This is a genomic window from Solirubrobacter pauli, assembly GCF_003633755.1.
Classification (GTDB): Bacteria; Actinomycetota; Thermoleophilia; order Solirubrobacterales; family Solirubrobacteraceae; genus Solirubrobacter; species Solirubrobacter pauli.
This window is the reverse complement of sequence record NZ_RBIL01000001.1, coordinates 3,095,304-3,115,998: the sequence shown is the minus strand read 5'-3', so window position 1 is coordinate 3,115,998 and position 20,695 is coordinate 3,095,304. Positions and strand designations below refer to the sequence as shown.

General features: G+C 71.4%; 10 protein-coding genes. 1 reads left to right on the top strand and 9 read right to left on the bottom strand.

The window, feature by feature from the left end; all coding sequences use genetic code 11:
• Window positions 1–8: 8 nt before the first annotated feature.
• Window positions 9–428: a hypothetical protein gene (locus C8N24_RS14650; protein WP_121250905.1), complete on the bottom strand. Its 420-nt coding sequence runs from the start codon at window positions 426–428 to the stop codon at window positions 9–11.
• The gene (locus C8N24_RS14645) at window positions 428–2,029 is read right to left on the bottom strand and encodes a GMC family oxidoreductase (RefSeq protein WP_121250903.1); all 1,602 of its coding nucleotides are present in this window, start codon (window positions 2,027–2,029) and stop codon (window positions 428–430) included. The genes C8N24_RS14650 and C8N24_RS14645 overlap by 1 nt, the downstream gene beginning before the upstream one ends.
• A 31-nt stretch (window positions 2,030–2,060) precedes the next feature.
• Between C8N24_RS14645 and C8N24_RS14640 the strand changes: the two genes are divergently transcribed.
• Complete coding sequence (locus C8N24_RS14640; RefSeq protein ID WP_170179092.1) at window positions 2,061–3,023, top strand: LacI family DNA-binding transcriptional regulator; 963 nt, start codon at window positions 2,061–2,063, stop codon at window positions 3,021–3,023.
• An 11-nt stretch (window positions 3,024–3,034) separates the two neighbouring features.
• On the opposite strand, the gene C8N24_RS14635 is transcribed toward C8N24_RS14640, so the two are convergent.
• The 7 genes from C8N24_RS14635 to C8N24_RS14605 form a co-directional block, all read right to left on the bottom strand.
• Window positions 3,035–3,823 carry a sugar phosphate isomerase/epimerase family protein gene (locus C8N24_RS14635; protein WP_121250901.1) on the bottom strand — a complete coding sequence of 263 codons (789 nt, stop codon included), beginning with the start codon at window positions 3,821–3,823 and terminating at the stop codon, window positions 3,035–3,037.
• Window positions 3,820–4,953 carry a dihydrodipicolinate synthase family protein gene (locus C8N24_RS14630; RefSeq protein WP_121250899.1) on the bottom strand — a complete coding sequence of 378 codons (1,134 nt, stop codon included), beginning with the start codon at window positions 4,951–4,953 and terminating at the stop codon, window positions 3,820–3,822. The genes C8N24_RS14635 and C8N24_RS14630 overlap by 4 nt, the downstream gene beginning before the upstream one ends.
• Entirely contained in the window at window positions 4,950–6,074 is a 1,125-nt protein-coding gene (locus C8N24_RS14625) for a Gfo/Idh/MocA family protein (protein ID WP_211339970.1), read from the bottom strand. The genes C8N24_RS14630 and C8N24_RS14625 overlap by 4 nt, the downstream gene beginning before the upstream one ends.
• Before the next feature lie 136 nt (window positions 6,075–6,210).
• Window positions 6,211–11,223, bottom strand: a complete 5,013-nt coding sequence (locus C8N24_RS14620; RefSeq protein WP_170179091.1) for an OmpL47-type beta-barrel domain-containing protein — start codon at window positions 11,221–11,223, stop codon at window positions 6,211–6,213.
• Window positions 11,224–11,371: 148 nt separating this feature from the next.
• The gene (locus C8N24_RS14615; RefSeq protein WP_170179090.1) at window positions 11,372–17,989 is read right to left on the bottom strand and encodes an OmpL47-type beta-barrel domain-containing protein; all 6,618 of its coding nucleotides are present in this window, start codon (window positions 17,987–17,989) and stop codon (window positions 11,372–11,374) included.
• Between the two features lie 181 nt (window positions 17,990–18,170).
• Window positions 18,171–20,294, bottom strand: a complete 2,124-nt coding sequence (locus C8N24_RS14610; RefSeq protein WP_121250891.1) for an MMPL family transporter — start codon at window positions 20,292–20,294, stop codon at window positions 18,171–18,173.
• Complete coding sequence (locus tag C8N24_RS14605) at window positions 20,295–20,687, bottom strand: hypothetical protein (protein ID WP_211339969.1); 393 nt, start codon at window positions 20,685–20,687, stop codon at window positions 20,295–20,297. It lies immediately after the preceding gene.
• Window positions 20,688–20,695 lie beyond the last annotated feature (8 nt).

Below are 20,695 nucleotides of genomic sequence, written 5' to 3'. Positions count from 1 at the left end.
GGCGGCAGTCAATCAGTCGGCGTGGGCCGGAAGACGGGTCCCCGGGCGATGACCGAGTCGAGCAGCCCGTCCTGCAGGTAGTCCGGCTCCGCCGACGCGTCGATCGGGCGCCGTTCGAGGCCGGGATACCCGATCGCCGCGCGGATCGCGGGGTTCATGAAGTAGGCGCCCGGGACGACGGCGGTGAGCACGCCCCAGGCCGCCGGGTCCTCGCGCAGGACGGCCAGCGCGGCGTCGGGCTCGAGGCCGTCGACGGCCGCCAGCGCCGTCTCCAGCGCGGGGCCGAGGTCGGGCAGCGACGTGAGCACCTCGTCCAGGTACTGGCCGGCGACGCCGGCCTCGGAGGCGCTCGGCATGCCGCCGCCCGCCGGGATCAGCTGGTCGGCGATCGCGCCGAGCTGCGCGCGCTGCGCGTCGGTCAGCGCCATCAGGCCGCCACCTTCTGCTCGCGCCGGGTCTCGATCAGCTGCTCGGCGAAGCGCAGCGCGAGCGCCGCGATCGTCGCCGTCGGGTTCATGCCCGCGCTGGTCGGCCAGACGCTGCCGTCGAACACATACAGGTTCGGCACGTCGTGGCAGCGGCCCTGGGCGTCGACGACGGACGTCGCCGGGTCGGTGCCCATCACGGTCGTGCCGAGCAGGTGCCAGCCCGTGGAGCGGATGAAGGGCGCGACGACCACGTCCCGCGCGCCCGCCGCGAGCAGCGACTCCTTCGCGCGCGCCTGGTGGAACTCCACCAGCCGCCGCGAGTTCTCCGACAGGCGGTACTCGATCTTCGCGCCCGGTACGCCGTCGGCGTCGCGGTTGACGCGGTCGATCACGACCCGGTTGGACTCCTCCGGCAGGTCCTCGGCGATGATCCCCCACATCGTCGAGTGCCCGAGCCGCCCACGCACGGCGTCCTGGAAGCCCTCGCCCCAGATCTCGTTCTCGGCGCCCCACGGGTACGCGCTCGTCATCGAGAACGGGCCGCCGGTCGGCTGCAGGCCCCACTTCGCGCCGCGCACGAACCCGCGCGACTCGTCGGTCTCGTAGAACTCGAGCGAGTGGATGAACTGGCCCCACGGGCCCTGCCAGGCGCGGAAGTCCTCGTCGAAGACGCCGACGACGGTCCCGAACGGGTGCATCATCAGCCGCTTGCCGACCATGCCCGACGAGTTCGCGAGCCCGTCGGGCGAGTCGCCGGAGAGCAGCAGCAGCCGCGGCGTGCCGACGCCGTTGGCGGCCAGCACGGTGACGCCCGCGCGGGCCTCCTGCTCGTTCCCGTCGGCGTCGATGTAGCGCGCACCGCCGACGAGGCCGTCCGGCCGCACGATCAGCTCGCGCACGCGGGCCCGGGTGCGCAGCTCGACGCCGAGCTCCAGCGCGCGCGGCCAGTGCGTCAGGTCGGCCGTGCCCTTCGCCCCGTACGCGCAGGCCTGCAGGCACGTGCCGACCTGCTGGCACGCGTGCAGTCCGCCGTAGTCGCGCGTGGCGATCGCGTTCGGCGCCGGCCACCAGTGCCAGCCGAGGTCGTTGTGGGCCTTGGCCACGCGTCGGCCGGCCGGGCCGAGCGGCACGGGCGGCAGCGGCGGGCCTTCGCCCGGCGGGAACGCGGTGTCGTTGGCGAGCCCGGAGATCCCGAAGTCGCGCTCGACGCGGACGTAGTAGGGCTCGAGGTCCTCGTAGGTCATCGGCCAGTCGTCGGCGATGCCGTCGAGCGTCTTCACGCGGAAGTCCGACGGCATGTTCCGCTGCCACTGCGCCGCGTACACGACCGTGCCGCCGCCGACCCCGTTCCACATCAGCGCCGTGATGTCGGACTCGGTGTCGTCGATCGGGTAGTCGCCCGGCGCCTGGCGCAGGTTCGGGTCCCAGCCCCAGTCGCGGCCCGCGGTGAGCGGGAAGTCCTCGCGGTGGACGGTGGCCTTCGAGTAGTCCGGCCAGTCGCCCTGCTCGAGCACGAGCACGCGAAAGCCCTCCTCCGCCAACCGCTTCGCCGTGATCGCACCCGAGGGCCCGGCCCCCACGATCAGGACGTCATGTTCCATCAGCGCTCTCCTCCTCACTAAGGTCCCACCCGTGGCGTCGCTCAGCGACATCAGCCGGCACGCCGGCGTCTCGATCGCAACCTGCTCGCGCGTGCTCAACGGCTCCGCGCATCCCGTCTCCGAGGCGACGCGCAGCCGCGTCCTCAAAGCCGCCGAGGAGCTCGGGTACGCGCCGTCCGCGCTCGCCCGCGCGCTCGTCACCCGCAGCTCGCGGATCATCGGCGTGATCGTCGGGGACATCGTCGACCCGTACTTCGCCGAGATCGCGCGCGGCGTCGAGGCGGTCGCGGCGGAGCTGGGGTACCTGACCATGGTCTGCAGCGCCGAGCTGGGCAGCGAGGCCGAGCTCGGCCACCTGCGCCAGCTGCGCGACTACCACGCCGCGGGCATCGTGTTCGCCGGCAGCGGTCGCGCCGGCGACCCGGTGGCGGCGGAGCTCGCGGTCGCGGTCGCCGACGCCCGCACGCGCGGCGCGGTGGTCGTCGCGCTCGCGCAGCGGGACTTCGAGGCCCCCACGATCCTGTTCGACAACGAGGCCGCCGCCCACGACATCACGACGTACGTGCGCGGCCTCGGGCACGAGCGGATCACGTTCGTCGAAGGTCCCGCCGGGCTGCACACCAGCGCGCAGCGCCTCGCGGGCTTCACCCGCGCCGGTGGCACCGACGCGATCGCGGGCGGCTTCGCCTACGAGGACGGCGTCCGCGCCGCCGAGGCCCTGCTCGCGCGCGACACGCTGCCCGACGCGGTGGTCGCGGCCAACGACGAGGCGGCGATCGGGCTGCTCGTGCGCCTGCGTGACGCGGGGGTCGACGTGCCCGGGCAGGTCGCCGTCACCGGCATCGACGACACGCGGCCGGCGCACTTCGTCGGGCTCACCACCGTCACCGTGCCGCTGCACGAGATGGGCCGGCGTGCGGCGCAGGCCGTCCTCGAGCAGCACGCCGAGGACGTCGTGCTGCCGCACGCGCTGCGCGTGCGGTCGACCACGTAGGGGGCGGGCCCCTAGAAGACGCACGCCTCGAACCGCTCGACGGTGGTGCGCATCAGCGTCTCGCGCGGGAGGTCCCAGATGGCCGGGTTGAGGATCTCGACCTCGATCGGACCGTCGTAGCCGGCCGCGTCGATCAGCGCGCTGAACGCGGGCAGGTCGATGATCCCGTCGCCCATCATGCCGCGCTCGAAGACCGTGTCCTTCGTGGCGGCGAGCCAGTCGTTGACGTGGTAGCCGACGATCCGGCCGGCCGCGCGCGCGACCTGCTCGGGCAGGGTCGGGTCCCAGAACGTGTGGTAGACGTCGATCACGACGCCGACGCCGGGATCGCCGATCCGCTCGGCGATGTCCAGCGCGCTCGCGAGCGTGTTGATGGCGGAGCGCTCGCCGATCATCATCGGGTGCAGCGGCTCGATCCCGAGCCGCACGCCGTGCTCGTTCGCGTGCGGGAGCAGGCGCTCGATGCCGGCCTCGATGACGTCGCGCGCCGCGGCCAGGTCCTTGGTGGTCGGCGGGCCGCAGACGAGCACGAGCGCGTCCGTGCCCAGCGCCGCGGCCTCCTCCACCGCGCGCCGGTTGTCCTCGTCGGCGCCGTCCGCCGCGAAGAAGCCGCCGCGGCAGAGGCTGGAGACGCGCAGGCCGGCGTCGTCGATCCGCCGCCGCGCCTCCTCGACGCCGAGCTCGGCGAGCTTGTGGCGCCACGGGCCGATCCAGCCGATGCCGTGCTCCGCGCACGCGTCGATCACCTCGGCCAGCGGCCACCGGTCCGCGGTCATCGAGTTGAAGGACAGGCGATTCATGACACGCCCGCGAGCTCCAGCACCAGCCGCATCCGCGCGGTCGCCAGGTCGGGCTCGCGCAACAGCCCCGCCTGGTCGGCGAGGACGAACAGCTCGCTCAGGTGCACGACCGAGCGCCCGCTCTCGAGGCCGCCGACCATCCGGAAGTGGTCCTGGTGGCCGTTGAGATAGGCGAGGAAGACGACGCCCGTCTTGTAGTAGGGCGTGGGCGCCTTGAAGATGTGGCGCGAGAGCGGGACCGTCGGCGCCAGCAGCGCGTCGTAGCGCGCCTCGTCGCCCGCGTCGAGCGCGTGCATCGCCGCCGCGGCGGCCGGCGCGATCGCGTCGAAGATGCCGAGCAGCGCGTCGCTGCCGCTCTTGATCAGGCCCGGGTAGTTGAAGTCGTCGCCCGTGTACATCCGCACGCCGGCCGGGAGCCGCTCCCGCAGCGCGATCTCGCGCGCGTCGTCGAGCAGGGAGACCTTGATGCCGTCGACCTTGTCGGCGTGGGCTTCGATGATGTCGAGCACGACGTCCGCCGCCGCGTCGAGGTCGTGCGACCCCCAGTAGCCCGCGAGCAGCGGGTCGAACATGTCACCGAGCCAGTGCAGGACCACCGGCGTGCCGGCCTGCGAGAGCAGATGCCCGTAGACGGCTCGGTAGTCGTCCGGCCCCGATGCGGCCGCGGCGAGCGCGCGCGAGGCCATCAGGATCACCGGCGCGCCCTCACCCTCGATGAAGGCGAGCTGCTCCTCGTAGGCCGCGCGCACCGCGTCCAGCGACGCGGGGCCGGTCAGCTGATCGGTGCCCGCGCCGCACGCGAGCCGGCCGCCCTCGGCCTTGGCCTCGGCCACCGACAGCCGGATCAGCTCCTGCGTCGCCGCCCAGTCGAGGCCCATGCCGCGCTGGGCCGTGTCCATCGCCTCCGCGACCCGCAGGCCGTGCGCCCACAGGTGCCGGCGGAAGGCGAGCGTCGCCTCCCAGTCGACCTGCGCGGGACCGGTCGGGTCGCCGCCGGCCAGCGGGTCCGCGACGACGTGCGCCGCGGCGAAGCACACGCGCGACCGCGGCTCGCTGCCCAGCACGGGAAGCGGCTCGCGCAGCTGCGGCGTGTACTCCTCCAGCGTCCCGTCCGCGCGCGGCAGCCTCACAACGTCAGCTCCGGCACGTCGATCCAGCGCCGCTCGCGCCACGACTGCTCGGCGAGCTCGTAGAGCTGCACGCCGCGCGCACCCTCCACGAAGTCCCACGGGAACGGCTCGTCGAGCACGACGTGCCGCAGGAACGCCTCCCACTGGAGCTTGAAGCCGTTCTCCGGCGGCTCGGTGGCGGGCACCTCGAGCCACGACTCGCGGTGCGCGACGGGGTCGGGCAGGTCCGGGTTCCAGACCGACTTGGGCGTGCCGACCGCGGGTTGGATCTTGCACCCGCGCAGGCCGGCGACGGCGCTGCCCTCGGTGCCGTCGACCTGCAGCTCGAACAGCTCGTCGCGGTTCACGCGCACGCACCAGGACGAGTTCATCTGCACGACGAGGCCGCCGTCGAACTCGAAGATCGCGTAGGCCGCGTCCTCGGCCGTGGCCTCGTAGGGCTGCCCGTCCTCGCCGATCCGCGTCGGGATGTGCGTCGCGCCGGTCGCCAGCACCGAGCGCACGGGCCCGAACACGTTGTCGAGCACGTAGCGCCAGTGGGCGAACATGTCGCTGATGATCCCGCCGCCGTCCTCGCGCCGGTAGTTCCACGAGGGCCGTTGCGGCGCCGGGTCGGGCCCGGGATAGACCCAGTAGCCGAACTCGCCGCGCGCGGCGATGATGCGCCCGAAGTAGCCCGACTGCACGAGCCGCTGGAGCTTCAGCAGCCCCGGCAGGAAGAGCTTGTCCTGGACGACGCCGGCCTTGACGCCCGCGTCCCGCGCGGCCCGGCCGAGCGCCAGCGCGGTCTCGACGTCCGGCGTGACCGGCTTCTCGCAGTAGATGTGCTTGCCCGCGGCGATCGCCTTCTCCACGGCCGGCGGCCGCGCCGAGGTGAGCTGCGCGTCGAAGTAGACCTCGTAGGCCGGATCGGCGAGCGCCGCGTCCAGGTCCGTCGACCAGCGCTCCAGCCCGTGCTGCCGCGCCAGCGCGGCGAGCTTGCCCTCGCTGCGCCCGACGAGCAGTGGCTCGGGCCAGATGACGTCCCCGCCGCCGATCGGCAGGCCGCCCTGCTCGCGGATGGCGAGGATCGAGCGGATGAGGTGCTGGTTCATCCCCATCCGGCCGGTGACCCCGTTCATGATGATTCCGACGACGCGCTGTCCCACTTTTCTCCTCACGGAAAGCGTTTGCCACGAGGCAATGTAACGGGTCCGGCCCAGAACGCAAAGCGGCCGCCCTGACCAGGGGCGGCCGCTGAGCCCGCCGCCGGTGCGGCTACGGCGTCGTGGCCCCCAAGGTCAGGGTCACGCGCTTGCTGTAGTTGCCCTCGACCAGCCGGTCGGTCTTCGCGACGGGCTGCCGGAACTTGAGCGTGACGGGCTCCCACCCGAGCGCCGTCGTCCACGTCGCGAGCGTCGCCGGTGTGCCGCTGAGCGCCGAGAACGCGGTCCCGACGCCGACCTGCAGCGCCTGCGGCATCGCGTGCGAGCCGGAGACCAGATGGCCGGCGGTGGCGGTGGCGCCGGCATCGTGGACCGTCAGCTTCGTCGCCGGCAGCGTCGAAGTGACGGTGATCAGCGTCTCCGCGTCGTAGACCCTGTCCACGCCGGGCACGATCGCGCCGAAGGTCGCCGCGCCGCTCACGGAGAGGCCCAGCGCGCGCGAGACCGTGGCGGTGACGTCGCCGTCCTCGGTGACGGCGTCGCCCGTGTCCTCCTCGATCGAGAACTCGACCGACTTCGTCGCCTCGACGTTGCCGGCCTTGTCGACCGAGCGGAACTCGACCGTGTGCCGGCCCAGCGCCGCGACCGTCACCTCGGACGCGAAGGGGCTCGCCGCGGCCGTGTTGGTCGCCTTCGCCCACGCGCCGCCGTCGACGCGGTGCTCGGTGAAGTCGACGCCGCTGCCGCCACCCGCGGCGACCGCCGCCGTGCCGACCATGCCGGTCCACGCGCCGCCGGTGAACGCCGCGTGCAGCCGGCACACGAACGTGTACGTGCCGGTCTGGGTGAGCGCGCGCGAGACGGGTGCGCCGCCCGGGAACACGATGTCGGAGACCTTCGTCAGATCCGGGCCCGTCGGGCTCGGATCGCCGCCCGGCGGGACGAGCCACACGTCGTGGGCGCTGCCCGCGGTCGCGCCGAAGCGCCACGTGACCGTGTCGCCCGCGGTCAGGGTCACCGCCGACGGCGTCCACGCGGTGCCGTTGGCGTCGACGTCGACGTTGGCCGCCGGCGCGACGTCACGCGCCGAGAACCGCACCGTCACCGGGCCGGTGTACGCCTGCCCGGCGCCGGGCAGCGCGGGGTCGAGCGCCGCCGTGGTGACCGGGGCGCCGGCGTCGCTCGTCGGCGTGCCGACCGCGAACGTCACGGTCTTCGGGGTCTCGGCGTTCCCGGCGACGTCGGTCGAGCGGTACTCGATCGCGTAGCTGCCGTCGGCGGTGAACGTGGGCTTGCTCGCCGCGGAGTAGACCTGCCACTCCGCGGGCGCCGCGAGCGCGGCGGCGGCTGCGCCCGCGAACGCGCCGGCGTCGTCGACGCGGTACTCGGTCCGCGCCACGCCGGAGGTCGCGTCAGCCGCGTTCAGCGTCAGCGTGACCGGACCCGGGTGCGGCCCGGCGCCGGACGGGTCGGTGCTCGCGGTCGTCGTCGGCGCCGTGCCGTCGAGCTTGACGGTGAGCGCCTTCGCCGTCTCGGCGTTGCCGGCCTTGTCGATCGAGCGGTACTCGATCGCGTGCGTGCCGTCGTCGGCCACGCGGATCGGCGCCGTGTAGGCGGCGAACGCGCCGGTGCCGACCCGGTACTCGGTCTTGTCCACACCCGCGACGCACTCGCCGTCGTCGGCCGCGGTCACGGTCACGTCGACCGGCGTGCGGTGCCAGCCGCTCGTGCCGTCGGCGGCGGCCACGGTGTGCGTGGACACCGGCGCCGACTGGTCCGTCGGCGCGTCCGGGTTGAACCGCACGTAGTCGAAGCTCGCCGAACCCGACCCGTTGCCGCCGTAGAGCGACAGGTAGCGCGGGCCGGCGGACGCCGGCAGCAGCGTGTCGAGGTTGGCGTTGACGCCCATCTCGATCCACGTCGCGCCGCCGCCACCACCGTCGGGGTCGGTCAGCGAGTACGCACCGCGGATGATGTTGCCGTCGCGCGTGATGCGCATCCACCACGTCGGCAGGTTGCCGGTGCCGAGGCCCTGGCGCGCGCCGAGCGTGCGCGTTCCGCCCGTCTCCGTCGTCATCTCGAAGTACGTCGCGACGGTGCCGGTCGGGTTGTTGTCGGCGTTGCGCGTGTGCGCGACCTTGATCCAGTTGTCGTTGGTCTGGAAGACCTTGAAGCCGACCTGGGCGTAGGTGCTGCCCTGGCCGCCGTTGTCACCGCCCAACCCGGGCGAGGTGATCTTGGTGACGACCTCGAAGTCGCCGTCGGGCAGCGGCTGGCCGAGGATGGCCGACGGGCCGGTGCGGGTCAGGTCGAGTGAGTACGCGCCGAGCGGCAGCACGAGGCTGCCGTTGGACACGCTGGGCGCCCGCGCGCCGGTGGGCGTCGTCGGGTGGCGATAGCTCCACCGCGTCGTGTCCAGCGTCGAGCTGAACTCGTCCGACCGCGCCGGGAGGCAGGCCGCGCCCGCCACGACGGTGAACGTCGACTGCTGGACGTCGGAGGTGTTGCCCGCCCGGTCGGTCGCGCGGAACCGCACGGTGAACGTGCCGCGCGTCGTGAACGCGACCGGCTCCGTGTAGCGGGTCCACTCGGTGCCGTCGAGCGAGTACTCCACGCGTGAGACGCCGGAGCTGTCGGTCGCGCCCAGGGCGAGCGTCGCCCGGCCCAGGTACGCCCCGGACGGGTTCTGCGCGCCGGTCAGCGCGGGCGTCACCACCGGCGCGGTGGTGTCCACCTGGTCGCCGATGAAGTCGATCCGCATCAGCCGGCCCGGTTGGCTCGCCGGCAGCTGCGCGCGGCAGCAGTCGTGATCCCAGGTCGCGACGTAGAGCGAGCCGTCGGGCCCGAACTTGACCGGGATCGGGTACGAGTGGCTGGGCCCGCCGAACTGCGTCGAGCCGAACAGGCCGTTCACGCGCAGCAGGCCCGAGCCGTCGTCGCGCACGCGTGCCTCGCGCCACCAGTTCTGCGCACGGTCGAGGATGAACCAGGCGCCGTCGTAGTACGCCGGCCACTTGGTGTCCGACGGGTTCGCGGCATCGTACCGGTAGATCGGGCCGGTGATCGACTCCTGCGGGCTCGAGCGGGTCGGGATCGCGAAGCGCGCCGGGTGATCGCCCGTCCGCTTGTGCCAGACGTCGGCGCCCACCGCCGGGCCCGGGATGCCCGCCAGGCCGGTGTTGAAGGACGACTCGTTCGGGATGGAAGCCGTCGAGCAGTCGTAGCGCGCGCCGGACGGGCCGTTGGGGAACGTGTAGCGGAAGTAGGAGTTCGCGGCCGAGTTGTCGCCCGCGCACAGCGGCCAGCCGTAGAAGCCGGGCTTGGTCACGCGGTTCCACTCGATGATGCCGGCGGGGCCCCGCGTCGCGGAGTTCGTGGCGGCGTCCGGGCCATAGTCGCCCACCACGACCGTCCCCGGATGCGCCGGGTCGGCCATGACCGTGAACGGGTTGCGGAAGCCCATGGCGAAGATCTCGGGCTTCGTCTTCGCGGTCCCCGGGGCGAACATGTTGCCCGGCGGGATCGAGTACGTCGTGCCGACGCCCGCGGCGCCGGCGGCGTTCGCGAGCGGCTTGATCCGCAGCACCTTGCCGCGCAGGTCGTTCGTGTTGGCCGAGGTGTTGCGCGCGTCGTAGCGCTCCGGATAGCGCTGGTCGAGCGGCGCGTAGCCGTTGCCGCCGGCGCCGAATGGATCGGCGTCGTCGCCGGTGCCGATGTAGAGGCTGCCCTCGGAGTCGAAGCTCAGCGTGCCCCCGCCGACGTGCGCGCTGTAGGTGTTCTGGCCCGCGACGCCGTCCTTGTTGTCGTTGCCGACCTTGACCTTGGGCACGCGCAGGATCTCCTGCTCGGAGCCGGTGACGACCGCGGTCCCCGCCGCGTTGAGCGTGAACCGGCTGATCAGGTTGTGGCCGACGACGAGGCAGGAGTTGCAGCCCGGGTCGAAGCGCGGCGAGTAGTAGATGTAGAGCTGCCGGTTGGTGGCGAAGCCCGGGTCCAGGGCCATGCCGAGCACGCCGTCGTTGGAGGACTCATGGTCGGCGCGGGTCGGCAGCGTCAGCAGCGTGCTCGTCGCCTTGGCCTGCGGGTCGTACATCCGCAGCCGGCCCTCGGAGTTGAGGGCCTGGTTGCCGATCTCGGTCCAGTAGACCTTGCCGTCGCGCGCGATGTCCATGCCGATCGCGCCGCGCAGGTCGTCGGCGAGGACGGTGCGCGAGAAGTTCGTCCACACCGTGGCGCCGCAGTCGGAGTCCTTGCCCGCCGTGCCCGCGACGTAGCGGACGCCGCCGACCAGGTGCTTGATGAGGTGGTTGTCGCCGCCGTTCTCCAGGTAGGCGGCGGAGAAGTGCCCGAGGCTCGAGCTCCAGATGCGCGCGCCCTCGTAGATCCGGCACCAGGCGATCGGGTGGTCCGCGCCCATGCGCGTGACGCCGCTGCCCACGTTGTAGCTCTCCTCGTCGAGCGTCATCAGCACGTGGTGCGTGCCGCGGACGTTCGAGGAGAACGTGTAGTGCTCGTCGCCGAAGCGGTACGAGTCGGGGAGGTCCTTGGTGGAGGGGTGATGGCGGTCTGACACCTCGACCGTCGCGAGGTTGCTGGAGTCGGTGGCGGAGTGGCCCGGCATCAGCGCGCCGATCGCGCTGTCGCCCGGCGCGTCCCACCAGGGCCACGTGACCGCGCCGGCGCCCATCGTGACCGAGGCGTGCATCGCGGCGATGCCGCCGCCGGCGCGCGCGAACGCCTCGATCGCGGCCTGCTCGCCCGTGGTGAACAGCTGCGGGCTGGTGGTGTCGCCGCGGTTGAGCGAGGACGCCTGCCAGAAGAAGATCGCGTCGTACTGCGCGAGGTTGTCCGCGGTGAAGATCGCGGGGTTGCCGACGGTCGTGTTGCGACAGCCCGGGAGCGTGCCGGCACCGGTGCCGTGCCCGCTGCAGGTCCGGTAGTCGCTGGCGATGCCCGCGGCCTGCAGCTTCGCCTGGATCAGGTCCACGACCGCGGGCTGGATCGCCTCACCACCGTTCGCGTGCCGGTAGCCCGTCGTCCCCGAGTAGATGAGGACCTTCGCCGTCTCCCCTTGCGCCGCGGCCGTCGCCGGGGCCAACGCCCCGAACGCGACCAGCGCAAGCACCAGCCCTACCCAACTCCGTGCCATGCCTCTCCCCTCGCACAACCATCGGTTCGGTGTCTCGTCCAAAACGCGGAAGGCGGCCGCCCTGACCAGGGGCGGCCGCCTTCACGTGACTCGGGTGCTGCGTGCCTAGCGGGTCATCTCGTCCCTACGGCGTCGTGGCCCCCAGGGTCAGGGTCACGCGCTTGCTGTAGTTGCCCTCGACGAGCTTGTCGGTCTTGGCGACGGCCTGCCGGAACTTCAGCGTGACCGGCTCGGAAGCCAGCGCCGTGGTCCAGGTCCCCAACGTCGTCGGGGTGGCGCTGAGCGCCGAGTACGCGGTGCCGACGCCCACCTGCAGCGCCTGCGGCATCGCGTACGTGCCGGACACCAGGTGACCGGGGGCGGTCCCGCTGGAGTCGTGGATCGTCAGCTTCGAGGCGGTGAGCGTCGAGGTGACGGTCACGTTCGTCGAGGCGTCGTAGACCTTGTCCACGCCCGGCACGATCGCGCCGAAGGTCGCGGCGCCGCTGACCGAGATGCCGAGCGTGCGCGGCACCGTGGCGTTGACGTCGGCGTCCTCGGTGACGGTGTCGCCCGTGTCCTCCTTGATGGAGAAGCCGACCGACTTCGTCGCCTCGACGTTGCCGGCCTTGTCGACCGAGCGGAACTCGACCGTGTGCTGGCCCAGCGCCGAGACCGTGACCTCGGACGCGAACGGGTTCGCCGCGGCCGTGTTGTTGGCCTTGACCCAGTCACCCTGGGTCGTGCCGGTCTTCACGCGGTACTCCGTGTAGTCGACGCCCGACGGCGTCTCGCCGGCCGGAGCCGCCGCGACGGTCGCCGTGCCGACCATGCCGGTCCAGGTGGTGCTGGCCGCGTTGTAGACGGAGTGGATCTTGCAGATGAAGGTCCACGCCCCGTTCTGGTCGAGCGTCTTGCTGACCGGATCGCCGCCCGGGAACACGATCGAGCTCGTGACCTGGGTCGGGTTGGCCTGGCTGCCGCCCGGCGCGACCACCCACACGTCGTGCGGGAACGTCGCGGTCTCGGCCGGGAAGCTCCACTCGACCTTGTCGCCGTTGTTGAGCGACACGGCGTCCGGAGCCCAGCGGTCACCGCTCGCCTCGACCTTGACGGTCTTGGCCGCGGAGCCGCCGCCCGAGCCGGCCGGGTCGGTCGCGGAGAACTTCACCTTGACCGGGCCGACGTACGTCTGGCCGGCGCCGGGCGAGGCCGGGTCGAGCGTGTTGGTCGTGACCGGAGCGGTCTTGTCGTTGCTCTGCCCGGCGATCGTGAAGGTCACCGTCTTGGCGGTCTCCACGTTGCCGGCCGCGTCCGTCGAGCGGTAGTCGACGGAGTAGCTGCCCGGCGCGCTGAACTGCGGCTTGCTCGCCGGGTTGTAGGTGACCCACTCGGCCGCCGCGCTGGCCAGCTTGGCCGCCGCAACGGTGCTGAACGGGCTGGTGGTGTTGACCATGTACTCGGTCTTGGCCACGCCGGAGGCGTTGGGCTGGTCGGCCGCCGTCAGCGTGAGCGTGACCGGGCCCGTGTACGGGCCGGTGGCCGGCTCGAGCGACGCCGTGGTCGTCGGCGCGACCTTGTCGACCTTGACCGTCAGCGACTTGGTGGCCTCGACGTTGCCGGCCTTGTCGGTCGAGCGGAACTCGATCGTGTGGGTGCCGGCGGTCGTGATCGCGACCGGGGCGGTGTAGGTGGCGAAGGCGCCGCCGTCGACCTTGTACTCGATCTTGTCCACGCCGGAGCCGTTGGCGCCGTCGTTGCCCGCGAGGGTCACGTTGACGTCCGAGGTGTACCAGCCGTTGGTGCCGTTCGGAGCCGTCGGGGCCGCCGTGGCGGTCGTCGTCGGCGCCGTCTGGTCCGCGCCCGTCGGGCAGTTGTCCGGGGTGACCCGGAAGTAGTCGACGTGCGCGATCGCCGGCTGGCCGTTGGACGGGTAGGTGCCGCCCGCCGGCCAGTTGTCCTGCGCGATCAGGCCGATCCGCGAGCCGGTGGCGTCACGACGCGCGCCGCTGCTCGGGTTCAGGTCCAGGCCGCCCGTGATGGTCGGGAAGTTGACCCAGTCGGCGGTGGCCGCCGAAGCCGGGGCGACGACCTGGTACTGCGCGGTGACGGTGTTGGCGTTCGCGGCGCGCGTGTAGCGCATCTTGATCGTCACCGGACCGGTGTTGCTGGGCAGGATGTTCGCGCTCGAGCCGCCGGTGCGGGCACCTTCGGTCGAGGACGGAGCGTCCTTGGAGCTCTCGACGAAGATCGCCGAAGAGCCCAGGTTGTGGGTGATCGTGGAGCGGAAGAAGTTGTTGTCCCCGTTCCAGACGACCAGGCCGATGTTCTGCCAGCCACCGCGGAACTGCACGGTGAACTGCGTCTCCGCGGTCCAGGCGTTGCCCAGGGCGGGCAGGTCCTGGCCGAGGAAGTTGATCGGGCCGACCGAGGTGTTGCTGTCGGCGGCGTCGATCTCGAGGTCGTTCGTCGGCAGGTGCAGCTGGCCGCCGGAGACCGTCGGCGCGAGCGGGCCCGTGGTGGGCGTGCCGCCGTTGCGCGTGTGACGGATCCAGCGCGGCAGGATCTCCGTGCCGTCGAACTCGTCCGAGCGGTCGCAGACCGGCAGCTGGACCTTGAAGGTGACCGACTTGGTCGCTTCGGTGTTGGCGGCCTTGTCCGTCGAGCGGAACTCGACGAGGTGCGTGCCGCTGTTGGCGACCGTGATCTGGTTCACGAACGGGCTCTCGTTGGCGGCGTTGGTCTTGGTGACCCACTCGCCGGCGACGCCGTTGGTGGTGATGCGGTACTCGGTCTTCTCGACGCCCGCCGCGTTGGTGCCGGTGTCGGTCGCGGAGAAGTTGACCTTGACGGAGCGGTCGTAGGTGTCGCCCGTGGCCGGAGCGGCCGGGTCGACGGTGGCCGTGGTGGCCGGAGCGTCCGTCTCGCAGGTCAGCGGATCCGGGGTGACCCGGAAGTAGTTGACGTCCACCGTGCCGGGCGTGCCCGTGTACGGGTTGGCGCCCGTGGTGCCCGGGAAGTTGGACTGGGTGATGATGCCGATCCGGGACCCGACGGCGTCACGGCGAGCGCCGGACGTCGGGTTGAGGTCCAGGAAGTTGGCCGCGCCACCGAAGGCCGCCCAGTCCGCCATGGCGGCGGAGGCGGGGGCCATGATCCGGTACTGCGGCACGACCGTGTTCGAGCCGGCGGTGCGCGTGTAGCGCATGCGGATCGTGATCGCGTCGTTCTTGTTCGGCGCGACCGTGATGTTGCTGCCGGCCTGCGAACGCGCGCCCTCCGTGCTGGAGGGGTTGTCCTTCGACTGCTCGACGTAGATGTTGCCGGCCGAGAGGCTGTGCGTGATCGACGAGCGGAAGAAGTTGTTGTCGCCGTTGTAGACGATCAGGCCGGTGTTCTGCCAACCACCGGTGTACTTGACGGTGAACTCGGTCTCGACCTGCCAGTTGTCGCCGAGCGAGTTGAGGTCCTGGCCGATGAAGTTCACCGGGCCGACGGACGTGTTCGTCGCGGCGGCGTCGAGCTCGAAGTCGGCCGTCGGCATGTGCAGCTGGCCGTTCGAGAACGTCAGCGCGCTGAGCGGCGTGCCGCCGTTGCGCGTGTGACGCACCCACTGCGAGCCGAGCGCCGTGCCGTCGAACTCATCCGAGCGGGCCTGCGTGCAGCCCGCGCCGCCGAGGAGGCGGAACGTCTCCTTCTTGATCTCCGACGTGTTGTTGACCTTGTCGGTGGCGCGGTACTCGACCTCGTAGTTGCCGGCCGTGTTGAACGCGACCGGAGCCAGGTACGGGGTCCAGGCGCCGCCGTTGACGCGGTACTCGACCTTCTGGACGCCGGAGCCCCCGACCTCGTTGTCGGTCGCCGTCAGCGTGAGCGTGGCGGAGCCGACGAAGTAGCTGCGCTGGTCCTTGTTGCCGCTGGTGGCGGCGTTGACGACCGGAGCCGTCGAGTCGTTGATCTTGAGGATCTCGAACGAGGCCGTCTTGACCGCCGACACGTTGTCCTTGCGGTCGGTCGCGCGGTACTCGATCGTGTACGTCTTGCCCTCTTCGAACGTGACGTCCGTCGTGTAGGGCAACCACTCGGTCGAGCCCTGCTGGCGGTACTCGATGCCCTTGACGCCGGCGCAGCCGGAGTCGGTGGCCGACAGCTTGAGCTTGGCGCTGTTGACGTAGGTGTTGGCACGGTCCGGGTAGGCCTGGCCGGTCACGTCGGCCGAGACGCTCGGCGCGTTCGTGTCCGTGAGGCACTCGTCCTGGACGTTGAACGAGATCTTCACGATCTGGTTCTGGTTGCCGGTGCCCGTCTGCGCACGGCAGCAGCCGACGGAGAAGCGCGACATGTACAGGGCGCCGTCCGGGCCGAACTGCGTGCCGATGACGAGGCTCGAGTTCGCGTTGGACGGGTTGACGCCGCCGTTGTAGGGCAGCCAGTCGCTGACCCGCAGCATCTGGTTGTTGTCCTGGCGCATCTTGACTTCTTTCCAGAAGCCGTTGTCCGAGCCGCGGTTGCCGATCAGCCACGAGCCGTCGTAGTAGCGCGGGAACGCGCCCTGGGTCGCGGTGCCCTCGGGGTAGCGGTAGATCGGACCGGCGAGCGGCTGCATGCCGCCGGCGTCGAGATTGCCGAAGTCAGCGGTGCTCTGGCCATCGGCCGCGCCGCTGTACTTCTTCCAGATCGTGGCCTTCTCGACCGGCCCCGGGAGGGTGTCCAGGCCGTCGAAGGTCGGCTCGACCGGGGTCTGCCCCGACGGCGCCCAGCGGATGTCGGACGGCAGGCTCGTCTGGTTGCAGTCGTACTGCTGGCCGGTCGAGCTGCCCGTCGCGTAGTTCCACTTGAACATGGAGTTCGCCGCGGAGTTGTTGCCGACGCACATCGGCCAGCCGTGGTTGCCCGGCTTGTTGAGCAGGTCCCACTCGCAGGTGCCCGCCGGGGAGCGGTTGGCCGCGTTGGAGGAGTTGTCGTGGCAGTACTCGCCGGCGCCGACGACGCCCGGGTTCTTCGGGTCCGTGTGCAGCGTGAACGGCTGGCGGAAGCCCATCGCATAGATCTCGGGACGGGTCTTCGCCGTGCCGACCGGGAAGAGGTTGCCCTCCGGGATCGCGTAGGTCGCGTCGACGCCGGGAGCGGCGTCGGCAGGGATGTCCCCCTGCTTCGGCGTGATGCGCAGGATCTTGCCGCGCAGGTCCGCGGAGTTCTGGGCCGTCTTGCGGGCGTCCCAGCGCTCCTTGGCGCGGAAGTCCATCGGGGCGTAGCCGTTGTGGCCCGTGGCGTTCGGGGACACGTCGTCACCGACGCCCAGGTACAGGTTGCCGGCGGAGTCGAAGTCCAGGCCGGCACCACCGACGTGGCCGGGGCCCGAGTCGGTCGGACCGCCCGGGAAGCCGGACGGCGAGCCGCTGATCTTGGCCTTGGGGACGCGCAGGATGACGCGCTCGGAGCCGGCCACCGCGGAGGCGCCGTCGGCGGTCAGCGTGAACCGGCTGATCTGGTTGTAGCCGACGACCTGCTGGTTGCCGGACATGGGCCAGTCGGGATTGCGCGGCGAGTAGTAGACGAAGAGGTTGCGCTTGGTCGGATCGCTCAGGTCGAAGCCGGGCTGCAGGCTCATGCCCAGGACGCCGTCCTCGGAGTTGCCGTGGTCGGCGCGCGTCGGGATCGAGATGACCGTGGCCTTGTTGCCGGCCGGCTTGGCCGGGTCGTACATCTTCACGTAGCCCGTGGACTCGAGCGAGATCGGGTTGCCGATCTCGGACCAGTAGACCTTGCCGTCCTTGGCGACGTCGATCCCGATCGGGTTGTTGGCGTCGGGGACGACGACCTCGCGGGTGTAGGACGACCAGACGGTGCCCGAGCAGTCGGACTTGCGGCCTTCACCGGCGACCCAGCGGAGACCGCCGACGATCGTCTTGATGAGGTTGTTGTTGCCGCCGTTCTCGGTGTACTGCGCGCCGAAGTGGCCCATCGACGTGACCCACGTGCGGCCGTCGCTGTACGACTTGTTGGTGCCCGTGTTGTCGTTGACGTTGTCGCCGTCGTAGAGCTTGCACCAGGTGATCGGGTGGTCCTGGCCCATGGCGTTGCCGCCAGGGGTGTAGGTCCGCTCGTCGATCGTGGCGAGCACGTGGTGCGTGCCGCGGACGTTGCGGCGGAAGTTGTAGTGCTCGTCACCGACCCCGTACTGGTCCGGGAGGTCGCGGGTGGCGAGGTGGTTGTGGTCGGCGACCTGGATCTGACCGATGTTGGTGAGGCTGGTCGCGGCGTGGCCGGCCATCGTCGCGCCGATCACGGAGTTGCCGTTGTTGCCGTCCCACCAGTTCCAGGACTCCTGGCTGGTGCCCATGTCCGTGGCGTTGTGGACGCCGGCGATGCCGCCGCCGTTCTGGACGAACTTGATGATCGCGGCCTTCTGCGCGTCGTTCCACAGCACGCCGTTCGAGGACGCGTTCAGCAGCAGGATCGCGTCGTACTTGGCGAGGTTGGCGTCCGTGAAGATGCGCGGGTTCTTGTTGGCGTTGTCGCAGTTGTTCGCGCCGCCGCCGTTGTTCGTGCAGTCTTCCCAGTCCACCGTGTATCCGGCGGCCTGGACAGCCGTCTGCACCGGCTGACGACCGTTGTCGATCGCGTCCGAGTGGCGGTAGCCGGTGGTGCCGGTGTAGAGCAGAACGCGCTTGCTGCCCTGCGCGTTCGCGATGGCGGGCACCAGCAGTGACGCCACCAGCGTCAACAGCGCCGCGCACAAGACGACATGCCGCATGGGCATGCCGAAGGACCGTCGATCGGCCATCCCTAGAACTCCTCCTCCCCGGGGCCCGATTCCCTCTCCCCCGGTGCGTTGCTGGCGATTGGACTCCGCCGTTCTCCTACGGAGTTCGGCGCATACCTGGCGGCGAAGCTACTTCACTTCAATCTGACCTGTCAAGACCTTTTGCACCATGGAATACCTAAGTGACCGGCGAGCCGGGCCACCAATTGCGTTCTCCCAAAAGAACTGCCAGCGAGGGCACCAGCAGGGCCCGTACCAGGAAGGTGTCGACGAGCAGGCCGAGGGCGACGACGAAGCCCACCTGGAACAGCGATTCGAGCGGTAGCGCCATCAGCACGCTGAAGGTCGCCGCGAGCACCAGGCCGGCGCTCGTGATCACGCCGCCGGTGCGCTCCAGTGCGGTGACCACGGCGTCACGCGTGGATGACGCGCGAACGCGCTCCTCGCGGATGCGCGCGAGCAGGAAGACGTTGTAGTCGACGCCCAGCGCGACCAGGAAGATGAACGCGAACTGCTCGAGCGTCTGGTCGCTCGCCGGCTGGCCCATCACGTGCGTGAAGATGAGCGAGCTGACGCCGAGCGCGAAGCCGAAGGACAGGATCACGGTCGCGATGACGTACAGCGGCATGACCACGGCGCGCAGCAGCACGCCGAGGATCACGAGGATCAGCAGCAACCCGAGCGGGACGACGATGCGGTTGTCCCGCTTGAGCGCCTCACGCGTGTCGTAGGCCTCAGGCACTTCCCCGCCCAGCAGCACGCGCTCGCCACCCGCGGCCTCGCGCGCGACCCGCCGCAGCTCGGGCATGGCGTCGGTCGCGGCGTCCGAGAACGGCTCCAGCTTCAGGTACGCCTGGGCGAGCGCGAGCTCGGACTCCCCGCCCTCGCGCTTCGGGACCGACGCGGCGAACAGGTAGGCCTCCTCCACCGCGGTGCGGGCGCCGCTGGTGAGGCCGCCGAGCACGGCCTCGCGATCGCCGTAGGGCATCACGAGCTCGACGGGCGCCGCACGCCCGGGGATGAAGCGCTCGCTGATGAGCTGCTCGCCGCCGACCGACTCGGGCGGGCTGCGGAAGGACTCGGAGAAGTCGAGCGGCTCACGCCCGCCGAGGTTGCCGAGCGCGCCGGCGACCAGCAGCGCCGTGACCCCGGCCGCCACGAGCGCGGGCCGCCGCTGCACCAGCTGCCCGACGCGGCGCCAGAGCGGCGCGACCGGGCGCGGACGCTCCTCGACGCGGGGTACCGCGGGCCAGAACGCGCGCCGGCCGAGCACGCCGAGCAGCGCCGGCAGCAGCGTGAGCCCGGCCACGACCATCACCGCGATGCCGAGCGCGAGGATCGGGCCCATCTCGCGCGTGGCGTTGTAGTCGGCGACGACGAGCACGAGCATCGCCGCGACGACGATCGCCCCGGCCGAGAGGATCGCGGGCGCGGTGCGCTCGCTCGCCCGCCGGATCGCGGCGTCCACGTCCGCGGTCCGGCGCAGCTCGTCTCGGAAGCGCGCCACGAGCAGCAGGCAGTAGTCCGTGCCCGCCCCGAACATGAGCACGATCAGGATCGCCGTCGACTGCCCGCTGACCGTGGTCACCCCGGCGCGGACGAGCAGGTAGGTGCTCCCGCCCGCGACCACGTAGGCGACGCCGACGACGAAGATCGGGACCAGGGCCATCAGCGGCGAGCGGTAGATGGCCAGCAGCAGGAGGATCAGCACGCCGCAGGTGACGAGCAGGAGCGTCTCGTCGATCGTCTTCACGGCCTCGCTGCGGTCGGCCTCGAATCCGACCTCGCCCGTGACCCAGGCCCGGAGGCCGCTCTTGTCGCCGTCCGGCGAGGGGACGATCGAGCGGATCGTCGCCGCCGCGGCCTCGGCCACCGGCGTGCTGTCGTCGGTGAGGGACGCGGACGCGAGCGCGACGCTCGCGTCCGACGAGGTCAGCAGCCCTGGGCCGCCCGGGCTCAGGTCGAGCGGGTCGTCGTCGCCGCACGCGAGCCCGTACGGCGAGCCGACGCTCTTGAGCGTCGGGATCGTCCCCGCGGCGCAGATGCGGTTCATGTCGTCGGCGATCCGCAGGCGATCGTCGGACGTGATCCCGCCCTCGCGGAAGTAGGCGATCACGGCGGCGCTCTCGCTGCCCGCGCGGAAGTGCGCCTCGATCACGCGCTTGGCCTCGGCGGACTCCGAACCGCGGGCCAGGAACGTGTCGCTCTCGTCCGCGGCGCGGCTCTGGAGCGGGCCTTGCAGCGGCAGCATCGCGGCCGCCAGCAGCAGCCACAGGCCGATGACGGCCCAGCGGGACGTCACCTAGATGCCGCCGCCGACGCCTTCGATCTGGGTGACGCGGCCCTTCTCGGTGTAGACGTAGATGAGCTTGGGGTTGAGGTCGATCGGCACGGGCTGGCCGGCGCCGTCCTGGATCGACACGACGATGTCGCAGCCACTCTTCGCCGCCTTGGCGCGAGCCTCCGCCAGCGGCAGGTCGATCAGCGTGGCCGTGTCGAAGGCGTCCTTCGCGGGCGCGTACTGCGGTTGCCCGTCCGGGCCCGTCTTGCCGGTCGGCTCCAGCGGGCACCTGATCGTGCTCAGGTTGGCGCCCTTGGGCGTCGTTTGATCGTCGCCTCCACGCGCGGCGACGGCGATGCTCGCGACAGCGAGCACGGCGACGCAGGCGATGGCGACCAGCCACCTCATCCTCACGGCCGCGA

Excerpts from the sequence above, each read along its gene's own strand:
- C8N24_RS14650 (WP_121250905.1), bottom strand. The coding sequence starts at position 428 with ATGGCGCTGACCGACGCGCAGCGCGCGCAGCTCGGCGCGATCGCCGAC.
- C8N24_RS14645 (WP_121250903.1), bottom strand. The coding sequence starts at position 2,029 with ATGGAACATGACGTCCTGATCGTGGGGGCCGGGCCCTCGGGTGCGATC.
- C8N24_RS14635 (WP_121250901.1), bottom strand. The coding sequence starts at position 3,823 with ATGAATCGCCTGTCCTTCAACTCGATGACCGCGGACCGGTGGCCGCTG.
- C8N24_RS14625 (WP_211339970.1), bottom strand. The coding sequence starts at position 6,074 with ATGAACGGGGTCACCGGCCGGATGGGGATGAACCAGCACCTCATCCGC.
- C8N24_RS14615 (WP_170179090.1), bottom strand. The coding sequence starts at position 17,989 with ATGCCCATGCGGCATGTCGTCTTGTGCGCGGCGCTGTTGACGCTGGTG.